Origin of the sequence: Phytopseudomonas daroniae (genome assembly GCF_004327285.1) — a bacterium.
GTDB classification, from domain to species: Bacteria; Pseudomonadota; Gammaproteobacteria; order Pseudomonadales; family Pseudomonadaceae; genus Aquipseudomonas; species Aquipseudomonas daroniae.
Genome location: NZ_QJUI01000006.1, coordinates 32251 through 49077 on the forward strand (window position 1 = coordinate 32251; position 16827 = coordinate 49077).

Below are 16827 nucleotides of genomic sequence, written 5' to 3' on the forward strand. Positions count from 1 at the left end.
ATACCGAAGTAATCAGCGTGTCAGCCTCTTTGCCGCGCGCATGTGAACCCAGAGCCCCAACGCCACGACGACGGCCGCTGCCGCGCCGGTGGAGATGACTAGTACCTGATATTCCTCGACGAATGCCATGGTCACCAGGCAGCCGACGATGAAGACGATCACCAGGTAGGTCAGCCAGGGGAACAGCCACATTTTCAGACGGATGTCCTTGCCCTCGGCTTCCAGCTTGCGGCGCATCTTCAGTTGCGAGAAGGCGATCACCAGGTAGACCAGCAGGGCGATCATGCCGGTGGTGTTCATCAGCGTGTCGAGCACGTCTTTCGGGCGCAGGGTTTCGCTGAAGTTGATCATCGCCACGAAGATGGCCACCGAGCAGGAGGCGATGATCGCAAACACCGGCACACCGGTACCCGCACGAGTGATTTTCAGGAACGACGGCGCATCACCACGGGTGGACAGCGAGAACAGCATGCGCGAAGCGGTGTAGTGCGCCGAGATCATGCAGCTGCTCACCGAGGTCAGCACCACGAAGTTCATCAGCAGCTCGGCGCCCGGAATGCCCAGCAGTTCCAGGGTGCGGCGGTAGGAGCCATAGCCCGACTGAGCCATCAGCGGGTCGTTCCACGGCACCAGGCAGACGATCAGAAAGATCGAGCCGATGTAGAACAGGCACACGCGCCAGACCACCGAATTGGTCGCCTTGACGATCTGCGTCGACGGATCCTTGGCTTCCGAGGCAGCGATGGTGACGATTTCAGCGCCGAGGAAGGCGAACATCACCCCGAGGATGGCCACCACCACGGCTTCGATGCCATTGGGCATGAAGCCCTGAGCAGTCAGGTTGCCGAAGCCACGCACTTCGCCGGTCGGCCACAGGCTGAGCACGGCCATGCTGCAGACCACCAGGAAGCAGATGATCGCCACCACCTTGATCAGCGCGAACCAGAACTCGAACTCCCCGTAGTGTTTGACGTTGAAGAAGTTGATGCTGATCAGCAGCAGCGTGGTGGCCAGCACGAAGACGTTGACGCTGACTTCGGGGAACCAGCCATTGAGGATGGTGCCCGCCACGTAGGCCTCCCAGGCCATGAGAATCACCCAGAACCACCAGTACAGCCAGCCGATGGTGAAGCCCGCCCAGCGGCCGATGGCGCGCTCGGCGTAAGTGGAAAAGGAGCCGGTATCCGGCGAAGAAGTCGCCATCTCGCCGAGCATGCGCATGATCAGCACCACCAGAATACCGCCGGCCAGGTAGGCCAGTATGGCTGCCGGGCCGGCGCTATGGATCACGCTGCCGGAACCGACGAACAGAGCGCCACCGATCACGCCGGCGATCGACATCATGGTCAGGTGCCGGGACTTCAATGACGCACTGAGCTTGCTCTCGTGCTCCTGCTTTGCCTTGTCGGTTGCTACAGCATCCATGGATGGATTACCTCTTATCGATCTTGCTGGAAACAGTTGAAGCCGGGCCGTCCTCGGACTGATCGACGCACGAAACGCGGCAACGGGTCTGCCACACGCAGGCGTTGTCGTGATTGCTTGCCATATGAGCGTTTCCGGATCCGCCCTGGCCGGTCTCGGGCAACAGTCCTTGCCGAAATCCATCCGGTTGAATCAGAGGACGACCCAGCATCACTCGCGTGACGTTCTGAGCCATTACCGCAGCGGTGTAGCCAGGGAAACACCAGGCACACCGGCTTGAATGTTCGTTTTACTCCACAACCAGCTCAGCCCGAGGAGAGCTGAACCCATATTTTCAATAAGGCCTTACGCACCGTTCTAGAGGGATTACCACTAGAAAATCCGACGACTGGAAGGGTAAGCCCAAGCGCGGAGCAGGCGAATGAAACCTGTTCATAAAATCAAACGCGCCGGATGGTAACGGAAAAATGAGTTTTGGGAAGACCTCGGGCCGAAGCATCGACCAAAGGTGGAGACGAACAATGGATATTGCAGCGAGAGAAACAGCGTCGAATGACTGTTCTATTGACCAACGGCCTGGCCTGCAAACCAGGAACACGGCAACAGCGCTGCACGTTGAACAGAGAGGCCTGGAATCGGTTCACGATTCATGGCCCCAGGCCCTGCGGACACCTCCTCATTATTTACGACCGCCCAAAGGCGTAAGCGGCCGTCGTAGGGTGGATCGGGGCGCGTAGCTGACGCTTGCCTACGCGGCCCGATCCGTCCACCGCTCTGCAATCGCAATGGTGGATGAAAAGAGCGTCATCCACCCTACGTCCACTCCCGCCTTGTAGGTCGTAGGATGGGTGAAACCCATCGGAAATTGATGGGTTTCACCCATCCTACGGGCTAATCCAACCTACAGGTCGTGGCCCGAACGTAGCCTGGATTAGCCGCAGGCGTAATCCGGGGCCGAAGGCCGTGATCCATGGTTCAACGCGGGTCACCGACCGTCCACTCCCGCCTTGTAGCGCGACTCAGCTCTTCGCCGGGGTTTTGCGGCCACGCTTGCCAGCCGTGCCCTTGCGGGCTGTCGCCTTGCGCTTGCCTTTCCAGGGTGCACGCCCTGCTGGTGCGGGGCCGCTGATGGTCAGTTGCAGGCCGAGACAGCGCTCGATCTGCTTGCCCATCCAGGCCGATTGCTTGGCGACGAACTCCTCCAGCGGCATCTCGCCGCTCTGCACCATATCCAGCGCCTGTTCCCAGATCGCCGTGGTGCCAGGATCGGCGATGGCCCGCGGCACCGCATCGATCAGGCCGAAAGCCGCCGAGGTGGCGGCCAGGGTCTTGCCCTGCTTGATCAGGTAGCCGCGGTCGAGCAGACCCTGGATGATGCCGGCGCGGGTGGCTTCGGTACCGATTCCGGTGGTGTCCTTGAGTTTCTGCTTCAGGCGTGGATCCTCGACCAGCCGCGCCACGTTCTTCATGGCCTGGATCAGGTCGCCTTCGGTGAATGGCTTGGGCGGCTGGGTGTGCAGATCCTTGAGGGTCACCTCATGCACCGGGCACTGCTGCCCTTCGTGCAGAGCCGGCAATGCCTGGGGCGCCGGGGCTTCGCGCCCCTTGGCGGGCGTCAGGGCTTCCGGCAGGGCGCGCTTCCAGCCGGGCTCGACGATCTGTTTGCCAACCGCGCGCAGGCTATGGCCGGCACAGTCGAAATCGGCCTGGGTGCGGTCGTATTCGTGGTTGGCCAGAAACTGCGCCAGATAGCGGGCGCGAATCAGCTCGTAAACCGCTCGCGGCCGACCACTCAGGCGCGCCAACCCGCCTGCGGCCAGGGTTGGGATAATGCCGTGGTGCGCACTGACCTTGGCATCGTTCCAGGCCCGTGAGCGGCGCTGCGCCTGAGTATGTCCGAGCACCTCGCGCAGGCTCGGGTCAGCCTGCCCCAAAGCCGACAGGATTGCCGGTGCCTCGGCATGCTGGCTCAGCGGCAGGTAACCGCAATCGCTGCGCGGGTAAGTGATCAGTTTGTCGGTCTCGTAGAGCTTCTGGGCGATATCCAGGGTTTCCTGGGCGCCGAGGCCAAGCTTCTTCGAACAGACCTGCTGCAAGGTGCCGAGATCGAACAGCAAGGGCGGCGCTTCGCGCATGCGCTCGGTCTTCAAGTGCTGTAGCAGGGCCTGCTCGGCGCCCCGGATATCTTCGGCGGCGCGTTGCGCCACCTCCTGACGCAGGCAACGGCCCTGCTCGTCGCACTGCGCTTCGGGCGCTCGCCATTGCGCGGTGAATCGCGTGCCGTTGCCGTCGAGTCCTACGTCGATGGCCCAGAACGGCACCGGCACGAAGGCCGCGATACTACGATCACGATCCACCACCAGGCGCAGGGTCGGCGTCTGCACGCGCCCGACCGGCAGCACGCCCTGATAACCGGACTTGCGGCCAAGCAGGGTGAACAGCCGGCTCATGTTCATGCCGATCAACCAGTCGGCCCGCGAACGACCGAGCGCCGACTGATAGAGGTTGTAGGTCATCGCGCCCGGCTTGAGCGCAGCCAGTGCCTTGCGGATCGAGGTATCGTCCAGCGCCGACAGCCACAGGCGCTGGATGGGCCCGCGGTAGCGGCAGTGGTCGAGCAACTCGCGAGCGATCATCTCGCCCTCACGATCCGCGTCGGTGGCGATCACCAACTCCGCGGCCTCACCCAGCAGCCGCTTGACCGCCTTGAACTGCGCGGCGGTCTTGGGTTTTACGCGCATCTTCCACTGCTGCGGCACGATGGGCAGGTCGTCCAGCACCCAGCGTTTGTAGCGCGCGTCGTAGGCATCCGGCGGCGCGGTTTCCAGGAGATGGCCGATGCACCAGGTAACCGTCACCCCGTTGCCCAGCCAGCAGCCATCGCCACGCCGTGTGGCACCGAGCACACTGGCGATATCCTTGGCTTGAGAGGGCTTTTCGCAGAGAAACAGACGCATGAGACATCGGCACGCTCGAATGAACAGGCGCCAGAATACTGTATATCCATACAATCCAGCTACGCCCGCACTGATTTGCCCATAGGCAGGGGCTCTGCTAGGGTCTGCTCCCGATTGAGCATGACGATGCCAGAGCGCGCTTTATCGCGAGCCGCGAAGTCTGGTTGCGCCAAATGAGTGGCGAGCAACGCGGCATTCGCGACAAAATGAGCCCGACCCGGAGGGTTGCGCGTAAAATCTCGCCACGCACTGCTCTTGGCCTGCCTGCCGTGTTGGCGAGTTTTTTCGCCGCAACGCGGCTGGTGCTGAATCGAGAACAAATCCTAATGTCGCGCCGAACCGCGAACCCCGCCTGAGAATTCCCGCCATGGCCCGTAAGAAAGCCTCGCTCGATTTCGAGCAGTCCCTCACCGACCTGCAAACCCTGGTCGAACGCCTGGAGAACGGCGAACTGTCGCTGGAGGAGTCGCTGAGCGCCTTCGAACAGGGCATCCGCCTGACCCGTGACTGCCAGGCGTCGCTGACCCAGGCCGAGCAGAAAGTACAGATCCTCCTGGAGCGCGATGGCGAACTGGAAGCGGCGCCGTTCGAAACGGACGAACCGATATGATCACCACGTACCAGGCCCGCTGCCAGAAGCAGGTCGACGCGGCTCTGGAGCTGCTGTTCGCAGCACCGCGTACCGAGCTCGAGCGCCTCTATGCGGCCATGCGCTACAGCGTGTTCAACGGCGGCAAACGCATTCGCCCGCTACTCGCCTACGCCGCCTGCGAAGCCCTGGGTGGGGATATCCGGCAAGCCGATGGTGCGGCCTGCGCGGTGGAGCTGATCCACGCTTACTCCCTGGTACACGACGACCTGCCGGCCATGGACGATGACGACCTGCGCCGCGGGCAGCCGACCACCCACAAGGCCTTCGACGAGGCGACGGCGATCCTCGCCGGCGACGGCCTGCAGAGCCTGGCTTTCGCGGTGCTGGCCGACGAGCAGCGCAACCCGCAGAGCGCCGATGTTCGCCTGGCCATGTTCAGCGCATTGGCCAACGCCGCAGGCCCGGCGGGCATGGTTGGCGGTCAGGCCATCGACCTCGGCTCGGTCGGCCAGCAACTGCAACAGCAAGCCCTGGAGGTCATGCACCGTCACAAGACCGGTGCGCTGATCGAAGCCAGCGTGTGCCTCGGCGCCCTGGCCAGCGGCCGGGCCGATGAACGCACGCTGACGGCCCTGAGCACCTACGCTCGCGTCATCGGCCTGGCCTTCCAGGTGCAGGACGACATCCTCGACGTCGAAAGCGATACCGCCACCCTGGGCAAGACCCAGGGCAAGGATCAGGCGAACGACAAACCCACCTACCCGGCCCTGCTCGGCCTGGAGGCGGCGAAGCACTATGCCTGCGAACTGCGCGACCAGGCCCTGCAGGCGCTGCACCCGTTCGACAGCGCCGCCGAGCCACTGCGCGAACTGGCTCGCTATATCGTCGAAAGGCGCAACTGAAGTCACGCCCTCGCTGTCTCATCTGCCACGACCGCTGCGGCGATCCGCGCTCTTGCCCTGCTTGGGCTCGGATCGTCGCATCAGGTAAACTGCCCCATTCTTTGAATTCTTATAACGACTCGCCTGATGCCGACGACTTTCCACGAGATTCCCCGCGAACGCCCGCTGACGCCGCTGCTCGACCGCGCCAACACGCCGGATGAGCTGCGCCGCCTCGGCGAGGCCGAGCTGGAGACCCTGGCGGACGAATTGCGCCAGTACCTGCTCTACACGGTCGGTCAGACCGGCGGGCATTTCGGCGCAGGCCTCGGGGTGATCGAACTGACCATCGCCCTGCACTACGTCTTCGATACCCCGGACGACCGCCTGGTGTGGGACGTCGGCCATCAGGCCTATCCGCACAAGATCCTCAGCGGCCGCCGCGAGCGCATGAGCAGCCTGCGCCAGAAGGACGGCATCGCCGCCTTTCCGCGTCGTTCGGAAAGTGAGTACGACACCTTTGGCGTCGGTCACTCCAGCACCTCGATCAGCGCCGCACTGGGCATGGCCATCGCTGCCCAGCGCCAGGGCAGCAAGCGCAAATCGGTTGCCGTGATCGGCGACGGCGCCCTGACTGCCGGCATGGCGTTCGAAGCGCTCAACCATGCGGCAGACGTCAAGGCCAACATGCTGGTGGTGCTCAACGACAACGACATGTCGATCTCCAAGAATGTCGGCGGCCTGTCCAACTACCTGGCCAAGATCCTCTCCAGCCGCACCTACGCCAACATGCGCGAAGGCAGCAAGAAAGTGCTGTCCAAGCTGCCCGGCGCCTGGGAAATCGCCCGCAAGACCGAAGAGCACGCCAAAGGTATGCTGGTCTCCGGCACGCTGTTCGAAGAGCTGGGCTGGAACTACATCGGCCCCATCGACGGCCATGATCTGCCGACCCTGCTGGCCACCCTGCGCAACATGCGCGACCTGGAAGGCCTGCAGTTCCTCCACGTGGTCACCAAGAAGGGCAAGGGCTTCGCGCCCGCCGAGGTCGACCCGATCGTCTACCACGCGATCACCAAACTGGAGCCGATCAACGCACCAGCCAAAGCGAAAAAGCCGTCCGGGCCGAAGTACTCCAGCGTGTTCGGTCAGTGGCTGTGCGATATGGCGGCGAGCGACGAGCGCCTGATGGCCATCACCCCGGCCATGAAGGAGGGCTCCGACCTGGTGACCTTCAGCGAGCGCCACGGGGATCGCTACTTCGACGTGGCCATCGCCGAACAACACGCGGTGACGCTCGCCGCCGGCATGGCCTGTGAAGGCGCCAAGCCGGTGGTGGCGATCTACTCGACGTTTCTGCAGCGCGCCTATGATCAACTGATCCACGACGTGGCCGTGCAGAACCTCGACGTGCTGTTCGCCATCGACCGCGCCGGCCTGGTCGGTGAAGACGGCCCCACTCACGCCGGCAGCTTCGACCTCTCCTACCTGCGTTGCATTCCCGGCATGCTGATCATGACGCCGAGCGACGAGAACGAACTGCACCACATGCTCACCACCGGCTACCAGTTCGCCGGCCCGGCAGCGGTGCGCTACCCGCGTGGCAGCGGCCCGAATGCGCCGATTGACCGCGCACTGAGCGCTCTGCCGATTGGTAAAGGCGTGATCCGTCGCCAGGGCAGCGGCGTCGCCCTGCTGGTGTTCGGCGTGCAACTGGCCGAGGCCCTGCGCGTCGGCGAAACGCTGAACGCCACGGTGGTCGACATGCGCTTCGTCAAGCCCCTGGACGAAGCCCTGATCAGCGAACTGGCCGCCAGCCATGAGCTGCTGGTGAGCATCGAGGAAAACAGCGTGATGGGCGGCGCCGGCAGCGCCGTCAGCGAATTCCTCGCCCAGAGTGGCGCGCTCAAACCGATGCTGCACCTGGGCCTGCCCGACAATTATGTCGAGCACGCCAGGCCCGAACAGATGCTCGCCGAGTGTGGCCTGGATGAAGCGGGGATCGAAGCGGCCGTGCGTAAACGCCTCGCTATTCTTGAGAAAAATTCAAGCAAAGACTGAGGTGCTTGCTTGTAATTCACTCAGGCGCACACTAAGGTACGCGGCGTTCATATCCTGCAAGGTGCGCCCTGACGATCAGCCGTCGGGCGTTAAACGGGAAGCCGGTGCCCTCGCCCAGCGAGTCATCCCGGCGCTGCCCCCGCAACGGTAATCGACTGCAGTACTGCACAGCCGCTCAACAGCCACTGGGTTTCCCGGGAAGGCGAGTGACTGAGTCGAGAGCCCGGAGACCGGCCTCGCAGGATTCGACTGGTGTTGCGGAGGGCATCACCGTCAAGCGACGGCCTTCTGCGCCGCGCTTGCTTCTGCCCTCCTCGAAAGTCTGCCGACCTTTGAGGAAATACATGTGAAATTGTCCCGCCTGATCCTTGCGACGTCTCTGGCTCCCGGCCTGGCTTTGGCCCAGGCCACCAGTTACGACGACGCCCTGAAGCTCTCGGAAACCGTCATCACCAGCAATCGCGAGGTACAGCCACGCGAGCAGAGCAGTACCGCCAGCACGGTATTCACCCGCGAAGATATCGACCGCTTGCAGCCCAGCAGCGTGCTCGATCTGCTGGCCCGCGCTCCCGGCGTACAGGTCACCCGTAGCGGTGGCAGAGGCAGCAACAGCGGCCTGTACATCCGTGGCACCAAATCGGCGCAGAGCCTGGTACTGGTCGACGGTCAGCGCATCGGCTCGGCGTCCGCCGGTATCTCCCCACTGGAATACCTGAATATCGAACAGATCGAGCGCGTCGAGGTACTACGCGGTTCACGCTCGGCGATCCATGGTGCCGACGCGATCGGCGGCGTGGTGCAGATCTTCACCCGTCGGGCCACTGGCGAGGGGCTCAATCCGCGCCTGCGTATCGGTTATGGCACGAACCACACCTGGGAGCGCAGTCTCGGCCTCTCCGGCGGCAACGCAGACACCCGCTTCAACCTCAGCATGAGTGCCGATGACACGCGCGGCATCAACCGCACCTATACCCGAGTGGCGCCGGATCATGACCGCGACGCCTATCGCAACAACGCTTTCAGCGCCAGCCTCAGCCATCGTTTCAGCAACGAGCTGGAGGCCGGTTTCAGTGTGCTGGATCAACGTGGCGAGAGCGAATATGACCTGGGTTGGGATGGCGCCTACCCCTATGCCGACTACCAGCTCACCAGCTACTCGGGCTTCGTCAGCGCCCAGTTGCTGCCGAACTGGAAAAGCCGCGTGGAACTGGGCCACAGCGAGAACCGCTCCGCCGAGCGTTTTGACGATGTTCCCGACAGCAGCCTGTTCAGCACCTACCGTGACAGCCTGGCCTGGCTCAACACACTCGATTTGGGCAATGGCAACAGCCTGCTCGTCGGTGCAGAAAGCTATCAGGAACAACTCAACAGCAACACTGACCATGCGCAGGACAGCCGCTGGAACCATGCGCTGCTCGCTCAGCACAGCTACCGCGGCGAAGTGTTCTTCACCGAGCTCGGCCTGCGCCACGAGAAGAACCAGCAGTTCGGCAGCGCCAATACCTTCAGCGGCGCGCTGGGCTACAAGCTGGATGCGCGCAACGAACTGATCCTCTCCTACGCCGAAGGCTTTCGCGCGCCAACCTTCAATGACCTGTACTGGCCGGGCGGCGGCAATCCGGATCTGCAGCCGGAGACGTCCAAGTCCTACGAACTGCAGTGGCGCAGCCAACTGGCCGAGCGCACCACGTTGCAGGCCTCGGTCTACCGCACCGACCTGCGCGATGCGATCAATGGCTGGCCTGCCGAGAACGTAGACAAGGCGCGCATCAACGGCTTCGAGAGCAGCCTGCAACACGAGACGCTCGGCTGGCAGACGGCTCTCGGCCTGAGCGTGATCGACCCACGTGATCGCACCACGGGCAAGCAACTCGATCGCCGCGCCAAACGAACCCTGAGCCTGGATGTGGATCGCCAGTTTGGCGACTGGTCGTTCGGCGCGACCTGGCAGGCAGTCAGCCGTACTTACGACGATGCTGCCAATCAGCGTGAGATCGCCGGCCACGGCCTGCTCGGCCTGCGCAGCAGTTGGCAGGCCACGCCAGAACTGGCACTCGGCCTGAAGGTGGATAACCTGTTGGACAAGCGTTACAGCCGTACGCAGTACAGTTATGGAAGCTGGCCGGTGACGAATTACAGCGAGTACCGGGAAGAAGGTCGCACCGCTCTGCTGTCACTGACCTGGACACCGGCGTTCTGAGAGCCTGTTCACGATCTTTGTGCACTTGGCAAACAGGAACCCGTATCCCTACAGATCGGCGGCAATAAGGCGCAAGCGGACGCTCACCCCGTAGGGTGGATGACGCTCTTTTCATCCACCATTACGATTGCAGAGCGGTGGACGGGTAAAGCGTCGTCCACCCTACGACAGACCGCTCTCGCCTTTTTGCTGTCCTTGCACGTGGAATCTCGTCGAAAGATCGTGAACAGGCTCTGAGTCAGGAAATCGCCAGCCGACATGCTCACACCCAGCCCTGGGCTTTGAGCTCGCTCTTGAGGTAGGCGTAGTACACCGGCGCAGCGACCAGCCCGGCGATGCCGAACGCCGCTTCGAACACCAGCATGACCAGCAACAGCTCCCAGGCACGCGCCTTGATCTGCCCACCGACGATGCGTGCGTTGAGGAAGTATTCGACCTTGTGGATGACGATCAGATAGGCCAGCGCACCGATCGCCACCCAGATCGACATCGACAACCCCACCACGAAGATCGCCGTATTGGAGATCAGGTTGCCAACCACTGGCAGCAGCCCCGCCACGAAAGTGATCAGGATCAGCGTCTTGGTCAGTGGCAAGTGCACACCGAACAGCGGCAACACGCCAATCAGGAAAATGCTGGTAAAGGCGGTATTGAGCAGGGAAATCTTGATCTGCGCGAACACCACGTTGCGGAAGGCCTCGACGAAATGCCCGACACGCGTCAACAAGGCACCGGCCAATGGCTTGAGCTCACCCGGTTCCGGCACGTTCTGCAGGGCAATGACCGCACCGAGGATCATGCCGATCAGCACCGTGACGAACATGTGCACGGCCCCCTTGCCCAGCAGTTGCAGCTCGCTGATATGGCCGCGCAGCCAATCGTGCAGCGCGATGCGGATGTCGTCGACGCTGGCCGGCAGGTAGGCCACCAGCACCTCCGGCAACTGGGCGCGGGCACGGTCGATCACCTCGAACAACTTGCCCATCAGCCGCCCGGGGTTGTTCAGCTCGTGTATCACCAGCGAGAAGCTACCGGCGAACACCAGACCGAGCACGGCGATCACCAGCACGCTGAGCAGACCGACAGCCAGCAAGCGCCCGAGATGCCCGGCGAACATCCGTTGCATCGGGCGAGCCAGACGGTTGACCAGTTCGAACACCAGCAAACCGGCCAGCAGACTCGGCAGCAGTTTCAACGGGAAGACCAATAGTAGCGCGGCGCCAACGATCAATGCGCTGGCGGGGGAAAACCAAGGGGAGACAGGGGCTTTCATAACATCTGCAACAAACGGGAAGGCATCCAATCTGCCAGTTGCCAGCGCGCTTTACCAGCGTCATCGCATGTCGGCAGTGGGCGGTGCGACCGCCATCACCGAGCGGGTGCCAACAGCTCGCAGAGTTTGGCGGTCGCATCGAGCATCTGGAAGCTCGCGCGCTCCAGGCCCTTGTTCGGCAACCCCCACAATTGCTCGCGCTGCACCGCCGTAAGCTGTGGCCAGCGGCGCCAGGCCTGCAGTTGCCTGATGTCGCCTGCGATGATCACCGCAGGGTCGCGCTGCAGTACAGCCTCGACACTCACCTGCGGGGCCGGCAAATGCAGATCGGCAAATACATTGCGCGCACCGCAAACCTGCAAGGCATCGCTGATGATCTGCCCGCCACCCACGGTATACAACGGCGCATCCCACACCTGATAGAACACCGGCACGGGCCGCTCGCGGCGATAACGATCACGCAGCTCATCCAGTCCGGCCACGAAACGCTCATGCAGGCGCTGCCCCACCTCTGCCCGGCCAAGATGCTCGCCGATCTGCACGAACTGATGAGCCAGTTCGTGCAGCGAATGGGGCTCCAGCACCAGCAGAGGAATACCGAAGCGTTGCAGTTGCTCGCGCTGAGTGGCACTGACGCTGCCCGGCCACAACAGCACAAGGTCAGGTTGCAGGGCCAGCAGGGTTTCCATCTCCAACTGCCCGTAACGCCCGACTGAAGGTAGATGAGCCAGTGCTGCTGGACGTTCGCCGCCGTCGAGCACACCGACCAGCAGGTCGGCGGAATCCAGCTCGAGGACGATTTCGCTCAACGAAGGCGCGAGACTGACCACACGCTCGGCGGCCGACAACACCGTCACCTGCAACATCAATAACGCGAGTAAAGCGCGCCGCATCAGAGCTGCCTGGGAATTCGATAGAGGTAAAGCAGCACGACACTGGCGAGCGCCAGCAACACCAGCGGCACGGCTTCCAGACCTGCGAATACCGCCAGGGCGGCGATCCAGGCCGGCAGCCCGGCGCCGAGAAAGGCCGCACGTCGGCGCTCGGCCAACGTCAGCCAGGCAGCGGGCTCGTCAGCCGTATCCAGCGCCTTGACGGTGGCAAACAGCGCGCGCTTGTAAGCGCCGAATAGCGGCAGGCTGACGAACAGCGAGGCCAACCCTGCGACGAACAGCGGCATGGCCAGCACGCCAGGTTGGCGACCAGCCCCGAAAACGAAGTTGATCAGCAGCAGCGGAGCCAGGGTCAGTGCCAGTTGCCGCCACCAGAGCAGGGCCAACCGGCGCTTGACCGCGGCGCGGGTCAAGGCCGCTCGACCTCGCCCTGGTGCAGCTTGCCGAGCATGTGCCCGAGCTTGCCGGCCTTGGTCGCCAGGTATTTGCTGTTGTGCGGATTCTGCCCAAGCTGCAGCGGCACGCGATTGGCCACGGGGATGCCCATGTCACCCAGCGCCTTGACCTTGCGCGGGTTGTTGGTCATCAGCTTGAGCGAGGAGATACCCAGGTGCTGCAGCATTGGTAGACAGATCGCGTAGTCGCGCATGTCCGCACCGAAACCCAGGCGCTCGTTGGCTTCGACGGTATCGGCGCCAGCGTCCTGCAGCTCGTACGCACGGATCTTGTTGAGCAGGCCGATGCCGCGACCTTCCTGACGCAGGTAGAGCAACACGCCCCGGCCGGCTTCGGAGATGGCCCGTAGCGCACCTTCAAGCTGGAAGCCGCAATCACAGCGCAGGCTGAACAACGCATCGCCGGTCAGGCATTCGGAATGCAAGCGACCCAGCACCGGCTCGCCATCAGCCACGTTACCGAAGGTCAGAGCGACATGCTCTTTGCCGGTGGCCTCCTCGAGAAAGCCATGCATGGTGAACACGCCGAACGGGGTCGGCAGTTGGGAGGCGGCGACGAACACGACAGGCACCGGATGCTCCTGGTATCGGAAAGGATGCGGATTTGCGAGGGGTGATAGTGTAACAGCAGCGCCAATACCCGCGTCAGCCGAATTAGCAAATCAGCCACATGGTGCGGGATGGCCACTTTCGTGCAGGAGCCCGCTTGCGGGCGATGCAATGGTGCCCGTTGTGAGAGTTTGTGTTGTGGCCGCCAATCGCCGCGGGGCACGACTGCTACATGTATCGGCAAGCCCTCGCTCATCGGCCTTTCGCGCAATCGATCCCGACACGGCTCTCGACCGCCACGCCAAGTGCGCCGAAATCCCCTCTCCCCACCTCGATGATGTAACGCACCGGCTCCTTCGAGCCGTGCCGCTGCAGGCTGTAGGGCTGCATATCGACCACCTTGCGCACCACGCCGCCAGCATCGATAAAAGCTGCCGAAAGCGCCACACGCGTATCCTTCATCCACAGCTCGCGCATCCCCTCCTCCGGCCAGGCGAAGAGCATGCCGCTGCCGATATCGTCCCGCCCGGACAACCCCACCGCACGCGCCTCGGCGCTGGCGGCGAGCGGCAGATCCAATGTCTCGCCATTGGGAAAGCCGACCCTGCACTCGGACAATTGCGCCACGGCTGCAGAGGAAGCGAGCCCCAGGCCGCCGACCAGGATGCAGCGCAGAACCCAAGGTGCCATGGGTAACCTCGAACCTGAGAAAAAAGGTGATCCTACCGACAAGCGCCCGTTTTCGGCACTGCCGATACGATCAGCGCCTGACAGGAGACGCCCCAGCGACCCTGCATTTACCGCTATAATCGCGCATTTTTCCGGGCTCACAGGCCCGCCAACGCTTTCAAGCAGGCACGTATCCATGACCATTCAGGCCGCCGAAGTCGCCAAGCGCCGTACTTTCGCCATCATCTCGCACCCCGACGCCGGTAAAACCACCATCACCGAAAAGCTGTTGCTGATGGGGCAGGCAATTGCCGTGGCCGGTACGGTCAAGTCGCGTAAATCGGATCGCCACGCGACCTCCGACTGGATGGAAATGGAGAAGCAGCGCGGGATTTCCATCACCACCTCGGTGATGCAGTTCCCCTACCGCGAGCACATGGTCAACCTGCTCGACACCCCCGGTCACGAAGACTTCTCCGAAGACACCTACCGCACCCTGACCGCGGTGGACTCGGCATTGATGGTGCTCGACGGTGGTAAAGGCGTCGAGCCGCGTACCATCGCCCTGATGGACGTCTGCCGCCTGCGCGACACGCCGATCGTCAGCTTCATCAACAAGCTGGATCGCGACATCCGCGACCCGATCGAACTGCTCGACGAAATCGAGGCCGTACTGAAGATCAAGGCCGCGCCGATCACCTGGCCGATCGGTTGCTACCGCGACTTCAAAGGCGTTTACCACCTGGCCGACGACTACATCATCGTCTACACGCCGGGCCATGGCCACGAGCGCACCGCAACCAAGATCATCGAGAAACTCGATTCCTTTGAGGCTCGCGCCCACCTGGGTGACGAATACGATCGATTCGTCGAGCAACTGGAGCTGGTGCAGGGCGCCTGCCACGCGTTCGACCAGGAAGAGTTCCTCAGCGGTCAACTGACCCCGGTGTTCTTCGGCACCGCACTGGGCAACTTCGGTGTCGACCATGTGCTCGATGCCGTGGTCGACTGGGCACCTCGCCCGCTGGCCCGTGTCGCCAACGAACGTACCGTGCAACCGGTGGAAGAGAAGTTCACCGGCTTCGTGTTCAAGATCCAGGCGAACATGGATCCCAAGCACCGCGACCGCATCGCCTTCATGCGCATCTGCTCGGGCAAGTACGAGAAAGGCATGAAGATGCGCCACGTGCGCACCGGCAAGGACATACGCATCGGCGATGCCCTGACCTTCTTCTCCAGCGAACGTGAGCAGTTGGAAGAAGCCTGGGCTGGCGACATTATCGGCCTGCATAACCACGGCACCATCCAGATCGGCGACACCTTCACCGAAGGCGAAGCGCTGGGCTTCACCGGCATCCCGCACTTCGCCCCGGAACTGTTCCGCCGCGTGCGCCTGAAGGATCCACTCAAATCCAAGCAACTGCGCCAGGGCCTGCAGCAACTCGCCGAAGAAGGCGCCACCCAGGTGTTCTTCCCCGAACGCAGCAACGACATCATCCTCGGCGCCGTCGGTGTGCTGCAGTTCGATGTGGTCGCCAGCCGCCTGAAAGAGGAATACAAGGTCGAGTGCGGCTACGAGCCGATCACCGTCTGGTCAGCTCGCTGGATCGAATGCAACGACAAGAAGAAGCTGGAAGAATTCTCCAACAAGGCCGTGGAAAACCTCGCTCTGGATGGCGGTGGCCACCTCACCTACCTGGCTCCGACCCGCGTCAACCTGAGCCTGATGGAAGAGCGCTGGCCGGACGTGAAATTCCGCGCGACTCGCGAGCATCATTGATACCCAAAAGCGTAGGGCGTATTAGCCGAAGGCGTAATCCGCCGCAAGAAAGCGGCACCACCGCCCCCTCAAACAGCAGTTCGTAGGATGGGGGCAACCCATCGGCAATTGATGGGTTTCACCCATCCTACGGGCTGCTCGAGCATGGCCTGGCGATACCGCAAGGGGCTACGGCGCTCGCCGAGCGCGTGAACCGGATCCTGGAGGATGCCACGCTGCCACTGCCTGAGCTTCTACGCGAGCTGCTTGCCGACCTGCAGGCAGAATGGGCGTTCCTGGGAAGTCGCATCCTGCAGCAGACCAAGCGGTTGGAGCAAAGCGCGCGCAAAGACAAGACGGCGTCTCGGTTGATGACGGTACGAGGGATCGGGCCGATCATCGCCACCGCGCTGGTGGCCAAGCAGGTCGAGCCGCAACGTTTCCCCAATGCACGGCAGTTCGCCGCCTACATTGGCTTGGTGCCCGATCAGCACAGCAGTGGCCAGAAGATCCGGCTGGGCAAGATGAGCAAGCGTGGCGATGGTTACCTGCGCAGCTTGATGATCGAAGGCTCACACGCCGTGCTACGCATGCTCAAGCCGGACTCGGAGGAGGCGGACGACCGTCGGCTAAAGCGCTGGATGCAGCGTCATGGTCGCAAAGGCGCCGCCATACGCCTGGCCAACCGCAACCTGCGCATCGCCTGGGTGCTGCTGCAATCGAACGATGTCTACAGGCGTGATCCCCAGGCCCGGCAGGAGGCTGCGATGGCTGAGTAAACACAACGAGTTCCCGCCACCGGGGCGCTAAGCGTCTCCAACCGCTGCTCAAAACATTGACCCCAGGTCAGACCGTCGCGCATTGATGCCTGCCATCCTACTGGCTGTTAAAGCCTCTTCGTAATCGGCACTGCGCGAGCTCAAACAATGGTGGCCCGGAGCACCTGATGCTCCCTTGCTGAGGCCTGATACATAGATGCAACCGGGTTTCTCTGTTCAAAGCGGGTTGACAGGTAAAGGCGAGTCCATACATAGGATGGGTGCAACCCATCGGCAATTGATGGGTTTCACCCATCCTACGGGCTGCAAAGAGGCGCAAGCGGACGTAGGGTGGACA

12 protein-coding genes, 1 pseudogene and 1 riboswitch are annotated in these 16827 nt (G+C 62.8%); of the genes and pseudogenes, 6 read left to right on the plus strand and 7 right to left on the minus strand.

Going from position 1 to position 16827, the window contains the following annotated elements:
• Positions 1 to 12 precede the first annotated feature (12 nt).
• Positions 13 to 1425 (minus strand): amino acid permease, encoded by a 1413-nt coding sequence (locus DNK06_RS07985; protein ID WP_131179501.1) that lies wholly within the window; start codon positions 1423 to 1425, stop codon positions 13 to 15.
• Between the two features lie 1019 nt (positions 1426 to 2444).
• Entirely contained in the window at positions 2445 to 4382 is a 1938-nt protein-coding gene (locus tag DNK06_RS07990; protein ID WP_131179502.1) for a DNA topoisomerase III, read from the minus strand.
• Between the two features lie 367 nt (positions 4383 to 4749).
• Between DNK06_RS07990 and DNK06_RS07995 the strand changes: the two genes are divergently transcribed.
• The 4 genes from DNK06_RS07995 (at position 4750) to DNK06_RS08010 (ending at position 10113) form a co-directional block, all read left to right on the plus strand.
• Positions 4750 to 4992 (plus strand): exodeoxyribonuclease VII small subunit, encoded by a 243-nt coding sequence (locus DNK06_RS07995; RefSeq protein ID WP_131179503.1) that lies wholly within the window; start codon positions 4750 to 4752, stop codon positions 4990 to 4992.
• On the plus strand, positions 4989 to 5876 hold the full coding sequence (ispA, locus tag DNK06_RS08000) for a (2E,6E)-farnesyl diphosphate synthase (protein WP_131179504.1): 888 nt from the start codon (positions 4989 to 4991) through the stop codon (positions 5874 to 5876). The genes DNK06_RS07995 and ispA overlap by 4 nt, the downstream gene beginning before the upstream one ends.
• 126 nt (positions 5877 to 6002) lie before the next feature.
• Positions 6003 to 7913 (plus strand): 1-deoxy-D-xylulose-5-phosphate synthase, encoded by a 1911-nt coding sequence (dxs, locus tag DNK06_RS08005; RefSeq protein ID WP_131179505.1) that lies wholly within the window; start codon positions 6003 to 6005, stop codon positions 7911 to 7913.
• A gap of 42 nt (positions 7914 to 7955) precedes the next feature.
• Positions 7956 to 8166: riboswitch (cobalamin riboswitch) on the plus strand.
• A 93-nt stretch (positions 8167 to 8259) separates the two neighbouring features.
• A complete protein-coding gene (locus tag DNK06_RS08010) occupies positions 8260 to 10113 on the plus strand; it encodes a TonB-dependent receptor domain-containing protein (protein WP_131179506.1) in 1854 nt (617 codons plus the stop codon).
• Between the two features lie 262 nt (positions 10114 to 10375).
• On the opposite strand, the gene DNK06_RS08015 is transcribed toward DNK06_RS08010, so the two are convergent.
• The 5 genes from DNK06_RS08015 to DNK06_RS08035 form a co-directional block, all read right to left on the minus strand.
• On the minus strand, positions 10376 to 11386 hold the full coding sequence (locus DNK06_RS08015; protein ID WP_131179507.1) for an AI-2E family transporter: 1011 nt from the start codon (positions 11384 to 11386) through the stop codon (positions 10376 to 10378).
• Between the two features lie 95 nt (positions 11387 to 11481).
• On the minus strand, positions 11482 to 12279 hold the full coding sequence (locus DNK06_RS08020; protein WP_131179508.1) for a cobalamin-binding protein: 798 nt from the start codon (positions 12277 to 12279) through the stop codon (positions 11482 to 11484).
• Positions 12279 to 12692 carry an MFS transporter gene (locus DNK06_RS08025; protein WP_131179509.1) on the minus strand — a complete coding sequence of 138 codons (414 nt, stop codon included), beginning with the start codon at positions 12690 to 12692 and terminating at the stop codon, positions 12279 to 12281. Before DNK06_RS08025 ends, DNK06_RS08020 begins: the two co-directional genes overlap by 1 nt.
• Positions 12689 to 13306, minus strand: a complete 618-nt coding sequence (ribA, locus tag DNK06_RS08030) for a GTP cyclohydrolase II (RefSeq protein WP_131179510.1) — start codon at positions 13304 to 13306, stop codon at positions 12689 to 12691. The genes DNK06_RS08025 and ribA overlap by 4 nt, the downstream gene beginning before the upstream one ends.
• Positions 13307 to 13535: 229 nt before the next feature.
• Positions 13536 to 13973, minus strand: a complete 438-nt coding sequence (locus DNK06_RS08035) for a DUF192 domain-containing protein (protein WP_165493691.1) — start codon at positions 13971 to 13973, stop codon at positions 13536 to 13538.
• A gap of 175 nt (positions 13974 to 14148) precedes the next feature.
• On the opposite strand from DNK06_RS08035, the gene DNK06_RS08040 reads away from it, so the two are divergent.
• A complete protein-coding gene (locus tag DNK06_RS08040; RefSeq protein ID WP_131179512.1) occupies positions 14149 to 15732 on the plus strand; it encodes a peptide chain release factor 3 in 1584 nt (527 codons plus the stop codon).
• Positions 15733 to 15866: 134 nt separating this feature from the next.
• A pseudogene (locus DNK06_RS08045) lies at positions 15867 to 16490 on the plus strand (IS110 family RNA-guided transposase); the annotation flags it as partial.
• Positions 16491 to 16827: the final 337 nt, after the last annotated feature.

Excerpts from the sequence above, each read along its gene's own strand:
- DNK06_RS07985 (WP_131179501.1), bottom strand. The coding sequence starts at position 1,425 with ATGGATGCTGTAGCAACCGACAAGGCAAAGCAGGAGCACGAGAGCAAG.
- DNK06_RS07990 (WP_131179502.1), bottom strand. The coding sequence starts at position 4,382 with ATGCGTCTGTTTCTCTGCGAAAAGCCCTCTCAAGCCAAGGATATCGCC.
- DNK06_RS07995 (WP_131179503.1), top strand. The coding sequence starts at position 4,750 with ATGGCCCGTAAGAAAGCCTCGCTCGATTTCGAGCAGTCCCTCACCGAC.
- ispA (WP_131179504.1), top strand. The coding sequence starts at position 4,989 with ATGATCACCACGTACCAGGCCCGCTGCCAGAAGCAGGTCGACGCGGCT.
- dxs (WP_131179505.1), top strand. The coding sequence starts at position 6,003 with ATGCCGACGACTTTCCACGAGATTCCCCGCGAACGCCCGCTGACGCCG.
- DNK06_RS08015 (WP_131179507.1), bottom strand. The coding sequence starts at position 11,386 with ATGAAAGCCCCTGTCTCCCCTTGGTTTTCCCCCGCCAGCGCATTGATC.
- DNK06_RS08020 (WP_131179508.1), bottom strand. The coding sequence starts at position 12,279 with ATGCGGCGCGCTTTACTCGCGTTATTGATGTTGCAGGTGACGGTGTTG.
- DNK06_RS08035 (WP_165493691.1), bottom strand. The coding sequence starts at position 13,973 with ATGGCACCTTGGGTTCTGCGCTGCATCCTGGTCGGCGGCCTGGGGCTC.
- DNK06_RS08040 (WP_131179512.1), top strand. The coding sequence starts at position 14,149 with ATGACCATTCAGGCCGCCGAAGTCGCCAAGCGCCGTACTTTCGCCATC.